Here is a 14,383-nt window from a genome sequence, read left to right on the forward strand (position 1 = left end):
TAACCATCCGACCCGGACCACTTTTCTATTCAAGCACCGTCCACATATCCAATGCCGCCATACGAATGGCCTCATGCTCATGATTCCGGTATGCTCGCAAGCGTTCGGAACAAGCCTGATTCCACAGCAATGCCGTGCCTGCCATCTTCAGCAGAGAAAGCCCAAGATACTGGGCCGCAATTCGCTGCTGACCTCTCAGTTGGTCCACCAGATCCAGAATCGCCTCCGGTTTCCAATACGCCTGACTGGCATTAGCTGCCCGATTGATCTGCCTGTAGGCCACATCCAATAGATACGGGTGCTTGTCCACCATTTGAATCACAGGATCCAATTGCAGGGCGGCCTGATTCACCTCGTTCCATTCAACAAATGCCAAATGTAACTTGATCACGGCTTGTTTCAAAGTTTCTTGAGATTGAAGGACAGCAATCATGCCTGTATATAAAGGAACGAGTCCACGCTTCGCATGTGGAGGCAATGAGATTAGCTTGTCTATTAATGCGACCAAACGCTGCCGCTTTGGAAGGTCTCTCTCCGGGCTGGCATTCCATTCGGCTCTTGTCTCCGTGCCCGATAATTGTGTGCAAACATTAATGACCTGATCATTCACCTTTCCTTCACGACAAGCCGTAATTAGTGTATCCATCGCTGCCTTCCACCTGGCATTGTCCTCCAGATCCAGAATCGTTTTGCTGGTGGAAGCTGCCACCTTCTCTTCACTTCCATTCACCCAGTGGCTCATCGCTTGGAAAGCCTCTCTGGCCACAACCGGGTCGGAATGTCCGGCGATCTCGATAATTAAGTCCAAATATCTTGGCCTGGATTCCACGGGAATCCCGCCAGAATACTGGTTAAGCAGGCTTCTTGCGATGTCACGCTGCGGGGAAGCAGCCATGGCACTCAGCATGGCCCAGCTGCGTTCATCATCCAGCCATTGTCTGGCGGCATGGCCTATGGCGATCATCACGTCCTTGTGTACATTCGGTTTCTCGCATTCACGGATGAGAAGCGCCATGCTCTCTTCACTTTTATAAGCTCCAAGCAGCCGAATGGCCTCTTTTCTGACCGTGATCTTTAATTTCTCCCGATGGAGCAGGTCGGACAGCATGGAATTCAACATCACCGGACTGACCCTGCGCATGCATCTGGGGATCGAGTACATGGCAACCCGGGCCCGGTCTCCATCCAAGTTATTTAGCAATACAGGCAGTCCCTTCTCGGGCTCTTCCCATAACGAGTACGCATACAGAGCCGCCTCCACAACATGCACTTCCTCGTCATGCAGTAAAACCTCCAGTTGATCGGAAATGTAATCGGGCATGCTCGCCAAGCTGCGCATCGCGGATGCACGTTCATGGAAGCTTCGTTTGGCGTCGAGTGCTACCCGTTCCAGCAGGGAAGCGAATGCCTTTTGCTGACGCGGCAGCCACCGATGGAACCCGTTATGCGCAGGCACAACATAAATTGTTTTTCCCGATAAATGCTTGCCTTTGATGATTGTCCCCGAGATGAACGGGTCCAGCCACTCCTGACGCTTCAGATGCAGATGCATGAATACGTCATGGAATGAGATGAAGGATGGGTCTCTGTCCAGTAATTCTCTAACCCTTGCATCCCGGGTTTTATACGGAAGCAGCCAATAATGGACCGCCTGTGGGGACAACGTTTTGGCCTGCAGCAGTTCTTCCAGCAGAAGCTGGAGCTTCGGCAACCGATCCACGGCTTTTCCGAACAAATCTGCCATGCGCAGAATCACGCTCGTGTTTTCGCGCTTATTCGCTTCTACACCAAAAGCATAGACCTCATCGAATAACGCTTCCAGTGCAGAACTCGGTATGCTATCCCAATCCATCGTGTACAATGCAAACTGTCCGTCACGCATCGTCAATCTTCCGAACGTTCTCAGAGCAAACTTGAACAAGGTGCCCTTCGGCTCCAGTGCATGTTCCCGCAGTATGGCAAAAGCCAGCCTCTCCGTGGCAGACCTTGTCCCATAAGACGTGTCTCTTGCTTCAATTACGCTATCCACCAGCACCGTCAGATCGTCAATATGCTTTTCCTTGAACATGGGAGCAGGGCAGTTGGAGAGCTCCGCCATAACCATGAAGCGTACCGGATCCTGATCGTTCTTGATTCGGGTCAGAAAACGAAGCGTCTCATCCATACCACGCCGGGAAAGTGCTGTGCTTCGAATGAGGTGGGCATAGGCCGCCGCACGCTCGTCGCTATTCGACACCTGAACGGCTTGCTCAAGCTGCTCTCTGGCATTAACAATTAAGCGGCGGGCTGTCGTTTCGAGCTTGTTGTCCCGGTGATCACGAATGTCGCGCAGTTCCAGCATGCGGGCAGCTTCCTTGTCACGCAGTCGGTGTGGCAATACATCCAGCAGCAGCGTAGGGAAAATGCGTGTTTTCCGCTCATCTTCCAGATAAGCCGCATCAAAGATCGCTTCGCGATGCGACGGCGCAAGAGTATCCAGCACCTTGGCCAGGTGCACAGGCTGATCTGCGAGCAATGCAGTCAGCGTGGTCCACTGCGCTGTGGTGAACCATTTTCTCTTTTTCAGAATGCCGACCGGAACGCCATGATTCAATAGATATCCCCGTGTCTCCTCACGTGTCAGCAGTTCAAATACGCTCTCTGGGCTGGCCTGAATCAGAATCCCCAGTTGCTGCTTGAGCACTGGATGAATCGTATCCGTTGGCCCAAGGGTAAGCGCACATTCCAACACGATCGCCGGTCTTGAAACACTCAGTATTTCAATCGCGGAAGAGAGCGTCCACCATACATGGGTCTTCTCCCGGTGCGTTGCATGCTGCAAAGCATTCTTGAAGTACGCTGCCACCAGATCGGGGTGGTACTTCGTTAGAAGCCGCCAATTCAGTAACGCATATCCCAGCTCTGGCAGCCTGCTGCGTACTGTCTCTTCGCTGCATACAGCTAGTAACAAGGCCGCTTCTTGTGCTCCCCAGCGATTAAGCACGATCGGCAGCAGCCGCTCTGCCCAATCCTGATGATATGTATTCACAATGCTCCGCAGCAATTGGCGGCGACAATGGTATGACATCAGAGCGATTTGGTTTTCAATTGAAAATTCCGGGTCCGTCACTACTTCAGGCAGCAGCCGAGCCGCCCGGCCCCTAACTCCTGCCTTGGGATGCTGCAGAGCCAGTATAACTGCACGGGCATCATTCACTACACCCGCACCCGTCAAGGCCAGATGCGCCTCATAGGCGGTGCCGCTTTCAAGCAAGGATACAAGCAGCGCGGAATAATCCGCATCTCCAGTATGTTGGCGCCCCAGAAGAGCCATTCGCTTCATCCTGTCCGAATATCCCAATGAGTCCAGCTCCATAAGCAATTGCTCTATATTTATCAGATCATGGCTATCTGTCATCATCTTCTCTCCCCTCATGTCTCTAATAAACTTTAATGAACTCTTATAAGCGATCAACCATCTCCACAACCATACTTCACAGGGTATTCCTGGAATAATATAACTTCTTGATCTACATAGGTTTCTCCTTTTTAATCCCAAATTTCAGACGAAGTTAGCGCATGGAGTCTATCCTCTTAGCCTAGATTCATGTATGAGGACAGCTGGACAAAAACCACATTCAATATACTGCGTCGGGGGTTCTACGTTTGACCGAGGCAGCAGGCTGCACACAAAAAGGGATGCCTCACGAGGTCCGTAAACGGCCCTTGGAGTCATCCCTTTTATTTAAAATAGTCCTTCTATTGAATTAGTTATTCCAGTATTGCTTCGCAATGCGCTGACCTTGGTCAATCTTCGCCCATTGCTGAGCCTCGCTCAGCTCGTTACCGCCATCGCAGGAGGCAAAGCCGCATTGATGGGAGAGCAGCAGACGATCCTTATCAATGATTTTGGATGCTTCGTCAAGCAGACGGATGACGCGTGCTTCATCATCCAGTGTACTTGTCTTGGAAGACAGCAGGCCGAGAACAATCTCCGTTTCCGGTCTGTCCTTGAACACTTCCAACGCTTCAATCGAACCCGCACGGTCATCATCCCACTCCAGGAAGAAACGGTCATATTTCAACTGTTTCAGGAACAGGTTGGCGATTTTCGCATAAGATCCACCACCCATGTTGCGGGAATCGTAGTTACCGCGGCAGTTATGTGTCCACATTTTCAAGCCCAGGCTATGACCGAAGTCAATTACGGTATTGTTAATATCAATAAATTCGGTAGCGAGACCCGCTACTTCTGCTTGATCAATATGCTCGCCGGTAAATGGAGAGTTTGGATTGTCGTCTGCAAACAACTCCCACAGGCAGTCATCGAATTGCAGAATTTTGCCCCCAGCCGCAGCGAATTCTGCCACGAATTCTTTATATGCCTTCTCAAGCCCCGCTTTGAGCTCCTGTTTGTTCTGATATACAGCACCCGTACCGCCAATGTTATCCGACCAGGAAAGCTCACCGAAGATATGGGAAGGTGACGGTACGCAAAGTTTCGTTTGCTGGTCGCCTGCCGTATCCTGCAGCTGTTTGAACAGTTGAATGAAGTGATGGTTCTTCCCGCTCAGTTCACCCGTAATGCGCAATCCGATATCTTTACGAGTTTCATATTTGGATGTTCCATCCACATCCCGGAAAAAGTAACCGTGGTCCGCAATATAGCGTTCAATTCCATCAAAGCCCCAGACAAAGTCCAGATGCCACATCGACTTGGAGAACTCGCCATCTGTAACAACCGACAGGTTATGATCGATTTCCTTTTTCACAACCTGTTTGATTGCCTCGGTCTCGCATTGCTCATATCCTTCAAAATTCTCATAGAACGGATATTGGATATCATCACGATGTTCAATTTGTGTTTTATATGTCAGCAGCTCTTCGGGCCGCAACAAACTTCCTACGATCTGGAACTTATCAGTCATGTAAATAACCCCCTCGTTGTATAGGGTTATCATATCACGCCGAGCAGAGTTCGAAGAATAACCAAAAGAAGATAACTAGTTATAGCCAAAAGCTATAGCAAGATATTAAAGCAGATTATTAAGATGATTTCCATTAACACTTCCCGTAACGGGTTTAACTAGTTTATCTGCTTTCATTGGTTCTTCCATTTTACAATTTTCCGAACTCTTCTATCGTTCGTCTAAAGCGCTTGGGTGTTAACGAAGCTAGTTTAAATTATAAGCTTTATCAATCAAAGGCTCTGCTCTTTTAAAATCTTCAGGGGATTTAATAATAATCTGCAAATCACCAGTCCCAAAATGCCCCACATTACGCATATCTCTAGTAAACCCATCCTCAAGTTCAATCTCACCAGGATTTAATCTCATGTGCAGTAGTATCTGCTTTTGGTAGACTTCTACACAAATGATATTTTTCATCTTTTTAAAAGCTGTATACAACTTGAGCTGATTTTCTGTAACGTCATCACCGAGTGCAAGTACATAAGCTCTAATGGAATAATACAGTTCTCTGAGCGCGGGCGTTGTTGACTGAAGTTGTTCTTGGAAAGTCTTGTCTGATGATGGCTTAGTCCAATTATCTCCTTGTTCCTGAATATTGTAAGGTCTCACCGTACTTGAATTTACTAGCTCCATCATAAGTAAATCTGCGCCAAACTTTTTGTAACGAACAAGATCAATGTTTCTATTGATCTGTTTAACTGCATATTTATCATATTTTGTGAAGTCTCCTGCTACACAAATAAGTCTGGGCATACTCCAATCTAACTTATCCGAACACTCTTTTCCTAGATTCTTCATCACTAACAACTCAAATTCTGCTTTATGATCAAGTAGCCAGTCGAGATAAAATAACCCTTGGTTAATCACGTTCTCGTTACTGGTTCTTTTATATTCAAAAATGACAGGACAGTTGTTTTCATCTAAGCCTAAACTGTCAATTCTACCACCGTTCGATGTAGTATATTCGCTTTTTAGAAAAGTTACTCCGAAAAAAACAGGCATATTCTTTTCAATTAATACTTGTAATTCTCTCTCAAGTAGAACAGAATTTGCTGGCAACTCTTTAACTTCTCCCGTTATATGAAACAGCTTAGTATCCGACATTTATGTCTCACTTTCTAAAACTTGATCACCAGAAAATTTCTTATCATAGTTTCAAGTTATTTTTATTTTTACATTCCCTCGGTATCTGAGCCACTATGCTGTCCTTTGGAATGGAATACTGATAGAAGCACTTTTGTTAGCTATACGTCAAGTAGACCGCCCCCCGAGCAAAGGTTGCGGTCTACTTGACGTATATCCTCTTGTTAAGCCCACCGCCCTTAAAAGCGGCTATTGCTCCGAGAGTCGTGTTGTCGCACGGCTCTCTTTGCATTATAAGCTGTTCATGCCCTTATTATAACATGACTAATGAGGAATTCAATTCAAGGCTTAGCAAGCGTAGAATAAAAACGATAAACATCTAACTCTCAACTAATTCACAACGTCCTACGCCGAATTTCATAAAAATACTGCACGGCTGGGTGCTTTAACTTGATCTTCTCGGACATGTTCAAAATCCGCTTTTTGCCAACGCGTCTGTCTACCAGAGCCAGAATGTTCAGCAAAATATCCTGACTCTCCAGACTTTCCTCTATAGGTCTTGATAAAAACGTAGTCGCTGCAACCGTGAAATTGGATTTGCTTAATGATGACTGTGCTGACAAAAGCTCTTTGGCCAGGACAGAGATTTTTCTGCTTCTTGCAATGACGTGCAGGCGATCCTCCGGAATGGCTCCTTTGCTCTCTTTTCGGATTGCTTCAATCTCTTCGTTATCCACAGGAAATTCAATATTCGGATCGTTCTTGATCTCCTGCTCCGTTTGATACCACCGGATGGGAGTTGTTGTGTCACTCATATTGAGCACGTTCTTTTTATCTACGGCAAGGTAACAGCTTCCTGATTTATCAAGTGCATAACGGTAGCTTGTTGCGCGAAATTCAACTCTTCCGACTAATGCCGGGCTAAGGAAGCTCTCCAGTTGTTGCTTCAATTTACTCCAGGACATAAATCCTCCTCTTCTCAAAAGCCTACTACCTTAATTATAACATAGCATACCGAATTGACATCTCGGGTTGATACAGGATGTGGAGCTAGACTTCAGACGGGAGAATTCCTATTTTGGGATTTTAATTCCCTATGTGATAAAATGACTGGAAATTGTATATCTATTAAACTGTCATTGCCTATCATGGGATAATACGTTGCTATTCATAAAGGAGAGGAAGACGTTATGGCTAAGAAGAAAACAACATTACCCGCCCATATGGAGCAACTCATTAAAAATAATGATATCACTGCTGTAAAAGAGGTCTTTGAGCAATGCCAATGGGATGCCCGCGGGGGTTACAGCAAAGGTACAGCCCTCAGTTTCCGGCAGATTTCGGATGAAGTCGTTCGATGGCTGGTAGAGCAAGGAGCTGATATGAACGCCCGGGACAAGTACCAGCGTACGCCATTGCATGCCCATGCTGCGCACTGGTCAGGAAATGTACCCTTGCTCCTCGAATTGGGTGCAGAGCTGGACGCGGTTGATTATACCAATGAAACACCATTGCATTTAGCAGTCAATTCGTATAGAACTACAGTGGTGCAAGAGTTGGTAACCCGAGGTGCTGATATCAACGCAGAGAATAAACAGGGGAACACCCCGCTCGCGAAAGGATTAGTCAATTGCCGGAATAGTGATATTGTAAGTATGTCTGAAATCTCAGCCATTTTGCTGGATGCCGGAGCATCGGTCACCCCTGCTATGAAAGAGTCGGTAAAGCGAATTGGCAAGGATTTTGAATTCGTCCGGGAAAAGTTCAATCAAGACAGCGTTGACGAAGTGTCAGACGCGCTTCTCAAGCTGTATCGACTATTTGGTGTCGAGCCGGTAGCGAATCGGATCATGCATGATGGAACTGCCCCCATTCAGGTAAAGGCAACTACCTGGCCCGAGCAGCACCAAGAGCTGTGGGAATATCTCATTCCTCCCAAGGGTCATGCTCAAACGGTACAGGGAGAGGTCATCCGCATCACCGGGCGCGTGTCTCATGAAGTATTGGATAATGGCGGGGGAAATTGGGATGGCCAATACCTCAAGATGCTGGATGCGCTGCTTCGATACCTGGGCACCGGTACGCCATTAGCTCCGGCACTTCTGCAAGAGGCAACCAACTTGGTCGGCAGGCTTCGCAATGGATCGGATTATGATGCGCCTGCTAGATTATGCGAATTGGCGGTGTTATGGGTGCTTAACAATCCTCAACCGGTAACGATGGCACAACCGGAATATTCTCGTTAATTTACCTAGGGAAGAAGGCTTTGAAGTTCCTGATTCCCATTCGTGGACAGATTGGGCAATGAATGTGTTACGACTAAAATAGAAGTACAGCAGCTAAAAAAAGAAGCGGAATATTTCCCGCTTCTTTTCTTGGTAAACCGCCAATAAATCTCAACTATTTGTCGGAACTTGGCAACTTAATTTCCTTGTACCTCAACCTCATCAAGATTCTTGCTTCCAAACTCATCAAGCAGCGTGCGCACTTCACTTGTCGATTTGGCATTCATTAAGCTGTTTCTGAGTTCACTTGCCCCGCGGAATCCACGAACATAGATTTTGAAGAAGCGGGCAAGCGGACTGAACGAACGCGGCTCCTGTGCGGAATACTGATCATAGAGATCCAGATGAAGCCGCAGCAGACCAAGCAATTCTTCGCTGGTGTGTTCCTTCGGCTCTTTTTCAAAAGCAAACGGGTTCTGGAAGATACCACGCCCGATCATAATGCCATCCACGCCATATTGCTCAGCGAGCTTCAAGCCGGTCTGACGATCAGGGATATCCCCATTAATGGTCAGCAGCGTATTAGGTGCTACCTCATCACGAACTTTTTTTATTTCCGGAATCAGTTCCCAGTGAGCGTCTACCTTGCTCATTTCTTCTCTTGTGCGCAGATGAATCGAGAGATTCACAATGTCTTGTTTCAAAATATGGGTCAGCCAGTCGCGCCATTCGTCCACTTCAGTGAAACCAAGTCTTGTTTTTACACTTACGGGCAGTCCCCCGGCTTTTGCAGCCTGGATAATTTCCGCTGCCGTTTCGGGACGACAGATCAGCCCGCTGCCCTTCCCGTTCTCCGCCACATTGGCTACAGGACAACCCATGTTAATGTCGATGCCTTTAAAGCCTTCTTTTGCCATACCGATACTCATTTCCCGGAAGAATTCCGGCTTATCGCCCCAGATATGAGCTACCATAGGCTGTTCATCCTCTGTAAACGTCAAACGACCGCGTACACTTTTGTTCCCCTCCGGGTGACAGTAACTCTCTGTATTCGCAAACTCCGTAAAAAATACATCCGGTCTGGCCGCTGCACTCACGACATGGCGAAACACAACATCAGTCACATCTTCCATCGGTGCCAATATAAAAAATGGTCGTGGCAATTCACACCAAAAATTGTTCGTCATCTCAAAAACCCCTCTATACATATCAGGATAAATCTTTATCCTCGAAAATAGTAAATGTAACCTGTTCATGCCCTTACTTCATCTTCACTTTATAGCATTTTAAGCGAAGCAGTTCAAACGACAGCAACAATATATTTTATATAGTAGACATCTAAATGAGTATATCATACCCAGGAGAGAAGCATACTCCCCCAAAGACTCGCAAAAAAAGGAAGGGCACCGGCCCTCCCTGCCATTTTCTATAACGTACTGCGCCGCAGCTCATAGAAGTACTGCATGGCTGGATGTTTTAATTTTATCTTATCTGACATGTTTAAGATTCTTTTTTTGCCCACCAGAGCCAATATATTCAATAAGATATCATTACTCTCCAGACTTTGCTCAATTGAAGTCGATAAGAACGCAGTAGCTGCGACGGTAAAATTGGATTTACTTAATGCAGCCTGCGCGGATAAAAGCTCTTTGGCAAGCTCTGAAATCTTTCGGCTTCTTGCAATGACCTTTAGACGATCCTCGGGAATAGTGCTCTTGGCATCTTTTTGGACTGCTTCAATCTCTTCTACGCTAATTGGGATGTAGAGTTCTGGATCGTTTTTGATTTCCTGCTCCGTCTTGTACCAACGGATTGGGCCGGTTGTATCACTCATATTAAGTATGTTCTTTTTGTCTACAGTAAGGTAACAATTTCCGGATTTATCAGGTAAATAACGATAACTGGTTGCCCGGAATTCGACCCTTTCATTCAATGCAGGAGAGAGGAAACTCTCCAAATTTTGTTTCAATTTGCTCCAGGACATGATTCCTCCTATGTTTTCAAAGCCTAGTATCTGTATTTGCAACGGTTAGGCAATCGTTATTTCAACAAGTGATCTTCTTGGAATACACCGTAAGCGTATAACCGTAGTCTGATTCGGAAGAAGAGCTAGCTTTATCCGTTTCATCTGCTTTATCTAGCTCAATTATAGTCACTCCATCAAATTGAGTTTTATTAACATACTGCGATAAAACCTCACTCATGTCATTGACCATGTTTAAGCTACATCTGAAAGGTAATTCCACACCCTCATAATAAGAAACAACAGAAAAACGTATTGCTGGAATCTGCTCATCACCCCATAGGTAAAAGATAAACGATTTACCTCGATAATATTTTCTCAAATAGTCAGACCAAGACGTCTCAATATAGCCAAAAATCTGTTGTAATTCATTTATCGAAAGCTTGTTCTTTTTAATTAGTTTGTTCAGCTTTTGGAGGGTATACAGATTAAACTGAGTCTCGGAATAGTATTGTTGCCTATCGTTAGAGAATAACAGATTCGGATGTTCTGCAATCGCCGATATCTCGTAAAATGCCTTTATCCCTTTGTTCTTAAGAAAACCAATCACTTTATAATCACAACCCTCATATTGAATCCAAATTCATTGTACCATATGGTTGGGGAATTCAACTTTTACGATTCGAAGCATAACTTTACCTTCCCGCTTTGGCTCCCCCAGATATAAATCAAACCACCTCCATCGTTCTGATGATTCTCGCTGTCCGCTCTTGCCGAACCGAACAAGCTCCTCTACAATTAAAGCTCGGCAGGCTTTTGTACCTGCAAATCGTGAGATGAAGGTGGCCTGGATCAAATATGGAAATTTCACTGGATATTATCAAAGACAAAGTTGAATGCTTGCAGGCTTATGACTTCAAAGAACTGGAGCGTACGATTGAAGACCGAATCGGAATCAACAAAGCGCTAATGCTGCGAGTGAAGCAGGTTCAGCATCAAGTGACGTACCACCCCATTCACAACAAGATGTTATATAGTGCCATTGTGCATTTTGCCGTAGACTGATGGGACATAGGTAAATTATAGGAACTGCAAAAACCGGATTGATCTATGCTCAATCCGGTTTTTGCTTTGTTTCGTGAACATACTTTTTTTCAAACTTGTGCTTTATAATTTTTTTTACACCGACTCTTACATACGAATTCCTATGATTTTCACCTGCTCATTAATCTTAAGCAAACAAGCGGCTGCCTGATCGGCAACCGCTGCATCTGACATGCTTATTAAATGTCGTAGTTATTCGAAGGACTGTGAGCGATAATGGATTGCACGACTCGTTTAACCACAGATTTCGCGGCATCCTGGGTGGAGATTCCGCTGATCTCGTTCTCGTTAACTTCGATAAATCCTTTGCCCCCAATGATCTCTCGGGCTGTCTCAAGTTCGCCCGCACTGATAGAATCATGGGATACCAGTGAGATCAGACCGGCGTCATTCAACACCTTTGCCATCTCCGCCGTACCGCGGAGCGTTTCTCCACTAACGCTCTCAAGCAGCATCGTATGGTAACCGGATGACATTAGTCGCTTCTCCACTTCCTTGGCGAGAGCTACCGTATCCGAGCCAGCAAACCAGACCGTGAGCGGAGATTGTCCTTTCTGCTGGGCGCGAACCTCTCTCGTGATTCCCGTATCCAGCGTGGCAAATCGGCTGTCTCCCTTCAGCGCTTGATCGATGACTCCGCAAGCGGACGTCATGTTGGTGACACGATCAATGAGGATAAAACCTCCGATACTCTTATTGTGTTCAAAGGAATCGAAGACGATCTGATCCGACAGCGTGAATTCACACTTGGCCAATTCGTTCTTAACAATTTGATCGGCCGGAACGGTATGGCCCGTGTTAATGTCAATTTTATGGGTAATCGCCGTTACAGTGCCTGGAAGAGTCTTCGTTCCGACTTTTACCCAATAATGCTTTCCTGGAGTCAGGACGGAATCGTCCATCCACAGGATCGTTGAAGTGAAGCTGTCAGCTTCTTGCACTTGATTGTCCACCGTGAGCACGCAGCCCCGCGAGACATCAACTTCGCGGTCCAGTTGTATCGTAACCGGTTGGCCAGCATAAGCCGAATCCTGAACTTGGTCCGTCACCAAAATCCGCTTAACCTTTGCTTTCTCCCGACTTGGCAGAGTCATGAGTTCGTCTCCGACCGAAATCTTTCCAGCTTCGATCTGGCCCTGGAACCCACGGAACGTATGGTCCGGTCTGCTTACACGCTGAACCGGCATCATGAATGGCTTCGTATCATCGGTAGTATGAACATCTATATTTTCCAAATACGGCAATAATGCTAACCCTTCGTACCAGGGGCTTTTTGGCGACTGAGTTGTGATGTTGTCCCCTTCCGTAGCGGACACGGGAATGACCTGAATGCTCTTGATTTGGAATTCGGCCGTCGTTTGGATGAACTCTTCCTTGATCGCCTCGAACGTCCTCTGATCGAAGCCAACCAGATCCATCTTGTTCACAGCCAATACAAGATGCTTGATCCCCATCAGGGCGCAGATCCGGGCATGGCGTTTGGTCTGGGTAATGATGCCTTTGGTAGCGTCCACCAGAATGATGGCTAGATCGGCAAAGGAAGCACCTACAGCCATGTTGCGCGTATACTCTTCGTGTCCCGGTGTGTCCGCCACGATGAAGGAACGATGAGACGTCGTAAAATAACGATATGCCACATCAATGGTAATCCCTTGTTCGCGTTCGGCCAGCAAACCATCGAGGAGCAACGAGTAGTCGATCTTGCCGCCTCGGCTTCCCAATCGACTATCGAGCTCAAGCGCGCGTTCTTGATCGGCGAACAGCAGCTTGGCTTCATAGAGCATATGTCCGATCAGCGTGGACTTGCCGTCATCCACACTTCCGCAGGTAATGAATTTAAGTAGACTCTTCATGTTAGAAATAGCCCTCCCGTTTGCGTCGTTCCATGCTTCCCGCCGCTTCTTGATCGATAACCCGACTGGTCCGTTCGGAAGATAACGCACCCAACGTCTCCTCAATGATCTCATCCAGCGTAACGGCATCGGACTCGACTCCACCTGTGAGCGGGTAACAACCCAACGTGCGGAAGCGAATCTTCTTCATCTCTATCTTCTCGCCAGGCTCAAGCTTCATCCGCTCGTCATCCACCATGATGATATGCCCGTCACGATTAACGATCGGTCTTACGTCCGCGGAGTACAGCGGAACGATATCGATGTTCTCCCGACGAATGTATTGCCAGATATCCTTCTCAGTCCAGTTAGACAGCGGAAAGACTCGAATGCTCTCTCCCTTGTTGATTCGCGTGTTGAATAGCTTCCACATCTCCGGACGTTGGTTCTTCGGGTCCACGAGTGGTTCTTGTTCCGGAACGAGAAAATCCGCTCCTTCGCACGCGACTTCTCCTCATCACGTCTTCCGCCACCGAACGCAACCGTGAATCCGTATTTGTCCAATCCCTGTTTCAGGGCTGTGGTTTTCATAATGTCGGTATATGCGGAACCATGGTCGAAGGGGTTAATTCCTTGTTGAATAGCCTCTTCATTAGAGTGCACGATCATCTCGATACCAAATTCCTTCGCCTTTCGGTCACGGAACTCAATCATTTCCTTAAATTTCCAAGTTGTATCGATATGCATGAATGGGAACGGCGGCTTCTCGGGGTAGAAAGCTTTGAGGGCCAAGTGCAGCATGACCGAGCTGTCCTTGCCGATAGAATACAACATGACCGGTTTCTCGCACTCCGCTGCTACTTCTCTGATAATGTATATCGCTTCAGCCTCAAGTTGATCCAGATGTGTTAATTCTTGCATGGCAAGGCGGCCTCCTTTTAATCCTCACTAAAACCATCGTATTTATAAACTTATCCTATCAGATTCCATCTTTATTGCAAAGTGGAAAAAAGTAAAATTTATGATGTCTATGTGTTGGATCGACAATATTCAGCATTGAGTAGCGGCTCCCTCCTATCATAAAATCGCCTAAACGAATGATTTTTGTTGAGCTGTAACTGGAATCGGTTGGTTAACGATCTATATTACAATCATGATCGAGAGGGCCATGGGATTTGAAAAAAGCTGCTGTCTGTAAAGTACAGACAGCAGCTCAATGAGTTGCCT

10 protein-coding genes and 1 pseudogene are annotated in these 14,383 nt (G+C 46.6%); 2 read left to right on the forward strand and 9 right to left on the reverse strand.

What is annotated here, in order from left to right; genetic code table 11:
* Window positions 1-25 precede the first annotated feature (25 nt).
* The 4 genes from ABGV42_RS17440 to ABGV42_RS17455 form a co-directional block, all read right to left on the reverse strand.
* Window positions 26-3,400 carry a HEAT repeat domain-containing protein gene (locus ABGV42_RS17440; protein WP_347382768.1) on the reverse strand — a complete coding sequence of 1,125 codons (3,375 nt, stop codon included), beginning with the start codon at window positions 3,398-3,400 and terminating at the stop codon, window positions 26-28.
* A gap of 346 nt (window positions 3,401-3,746) precedes the next feature.
* Window positions 3,747-4,907 carry a cobalamin-independent methionine synthase II family protein gene (locus ABGV42_RS17445; RefSeq protein ID WP_347382769.1) on the reverse strand — a complete coding sequence of 387 codons (1,161 nt, stop codon included), beginning with the start codon at window positions 4,905-4,907 and terminating at the stop codon, window positions 3,747-3,749.
* 246 nt (window positions 4,908-5,153) lie between these two features.
* Window positions 5,154-6,053 carry a DUF5655 domain-containing protein gene (locus ABGV42_RS17450; RefSeq protein WP_347382770.1) on the reverse strand — a complete coding sequence of 300 codons (900 nt, stop codon included), beginning with the start codon at window positions 6,051-6,053 and terminating at the stop codon, window positions 5,154-5,156.
* Between the two features lie 374 nt (window positions 6,054-6,427).
* Entirely contained in the window at window positions 6,428-6,997 is a 570-nt protein-coding gene (locus ABGV42_RS17455; RefSeq protein ID WP_347382771.1) for an SF0329 family protein, read from the reverse strand.
* A 225-nt stretch (window positions 6,998-7,222) separates the two neighbouring features.
* Here ABGV42_RS17455 and ABGV42_RS17460 point away from each other — a divergent pair, with 225 nt between their 5' ends.
* Window positions 7,223-8,278, forward strand: a complete 1,056-nt coding sequence (locus tag ABGV42_RS17460) for an ankyrin repeat domain-containing protein (RefSeq protein ID WP_347382772.1) — start codon at window positions 7,223-7,225, stop codon at window positions 8,276-8,278.
* A gap of 176 nt (window positions 8,279-8,454) precedes the next feature.
* Here the strand turns inward: ABGV42_RS17460 and ABGV42_RS17465 are convergent, their stop codons facing one another.
* From ABGV42_RS17465 to ABGV42_RS17475, 3 genes are all read right to left on the reverse strand, one after another.
* Window positions 8,455-9,444, reverse strand: coding sequence for a tRNA dihydrouridine synthase (locus ABGV42_RS17465; protein ID WP_347382773.1), 990 nt, complete (start codon window positions 9,442-9,444; stop codon window positions 8,455-8,457).
* Window positions 9,445-9,683: 239 nt separating this feature from the next.
* Entirely contained in the window at window positions 9,684-10,241 is a 558-nt protein-coding gene (locus tag ABGV42_RS17470) for an SF0329 family protein (protein WP_347382774.1), read from the reverse strand.
* 61 nt (window positions 10,242-10,302) lie between these two features.
* A complete protein-coding gene (locus ABGV42_RS17475; RefSeq protein WP_347382775.1) occupies window positions 10,303-10,830 on the reverse strand; it encodes a hypothetical protein in 528 nt (175 codons plus the stop codon).
* Window positions 10,831-11,078: 248 nt separating this feature from the next.
* Here ABGV42_RS17475 and ABGV42_RS17480 point away from each other — a divergent pair, with 248 nt between their 5' ends.
* Window positions 11,079-11,285 (forward strand): DUF2536 family protein, encoded by a 207-nt coding sequence (locus tag ABGV42_RS17480; protein WP_347382776.1) that lies wholly within the window; start codon window positions 11,079-11,081, stop codon window positions 11,283-11,285.
* A 218-nt stretch (window positions 11,286-11,503) separates the two neighbouring features.
* Here ABGV42_RS17480 and ABGV42_RS17485 read toward each other — a convergent pair whose 3' ends face one another.
* Window positions 11,504-13,177 carry a GTP-binding protein gene (locus ABGV42_RS17485; RefSeq protein WP_347382777.1) on the reverse strand — a complete coding sequence of 558 codons (1,674 nt, stop codon included), beginning with the start codon at window positions 13,175-13,177 and terminating at the stop codon, window positions 11,504-11,506.
* A 1-nt stretch (window position 13,178) separates the two neighbouring features.
* Window positions 13,179-14,077 (reverse strand): annotated as a pseudogene (cysD, locus tag ABGV42_RS17490) (sulfate adenylyltransferase subunit CysD).
* Between the last annotated feature and the right edge of the window lie 306 nt (window positions 14,078-14,383).

The organism is Paenibacillus pabuli (assembly GCF_039831995.1).
In the GTDB taxonomy this organism is placed as follows: Bacteria; Bacillota; Bacilli; order Paenibacillales; family Paenibacillaceae; genus Paenibacillus; species Paenibacillus pabuli_C.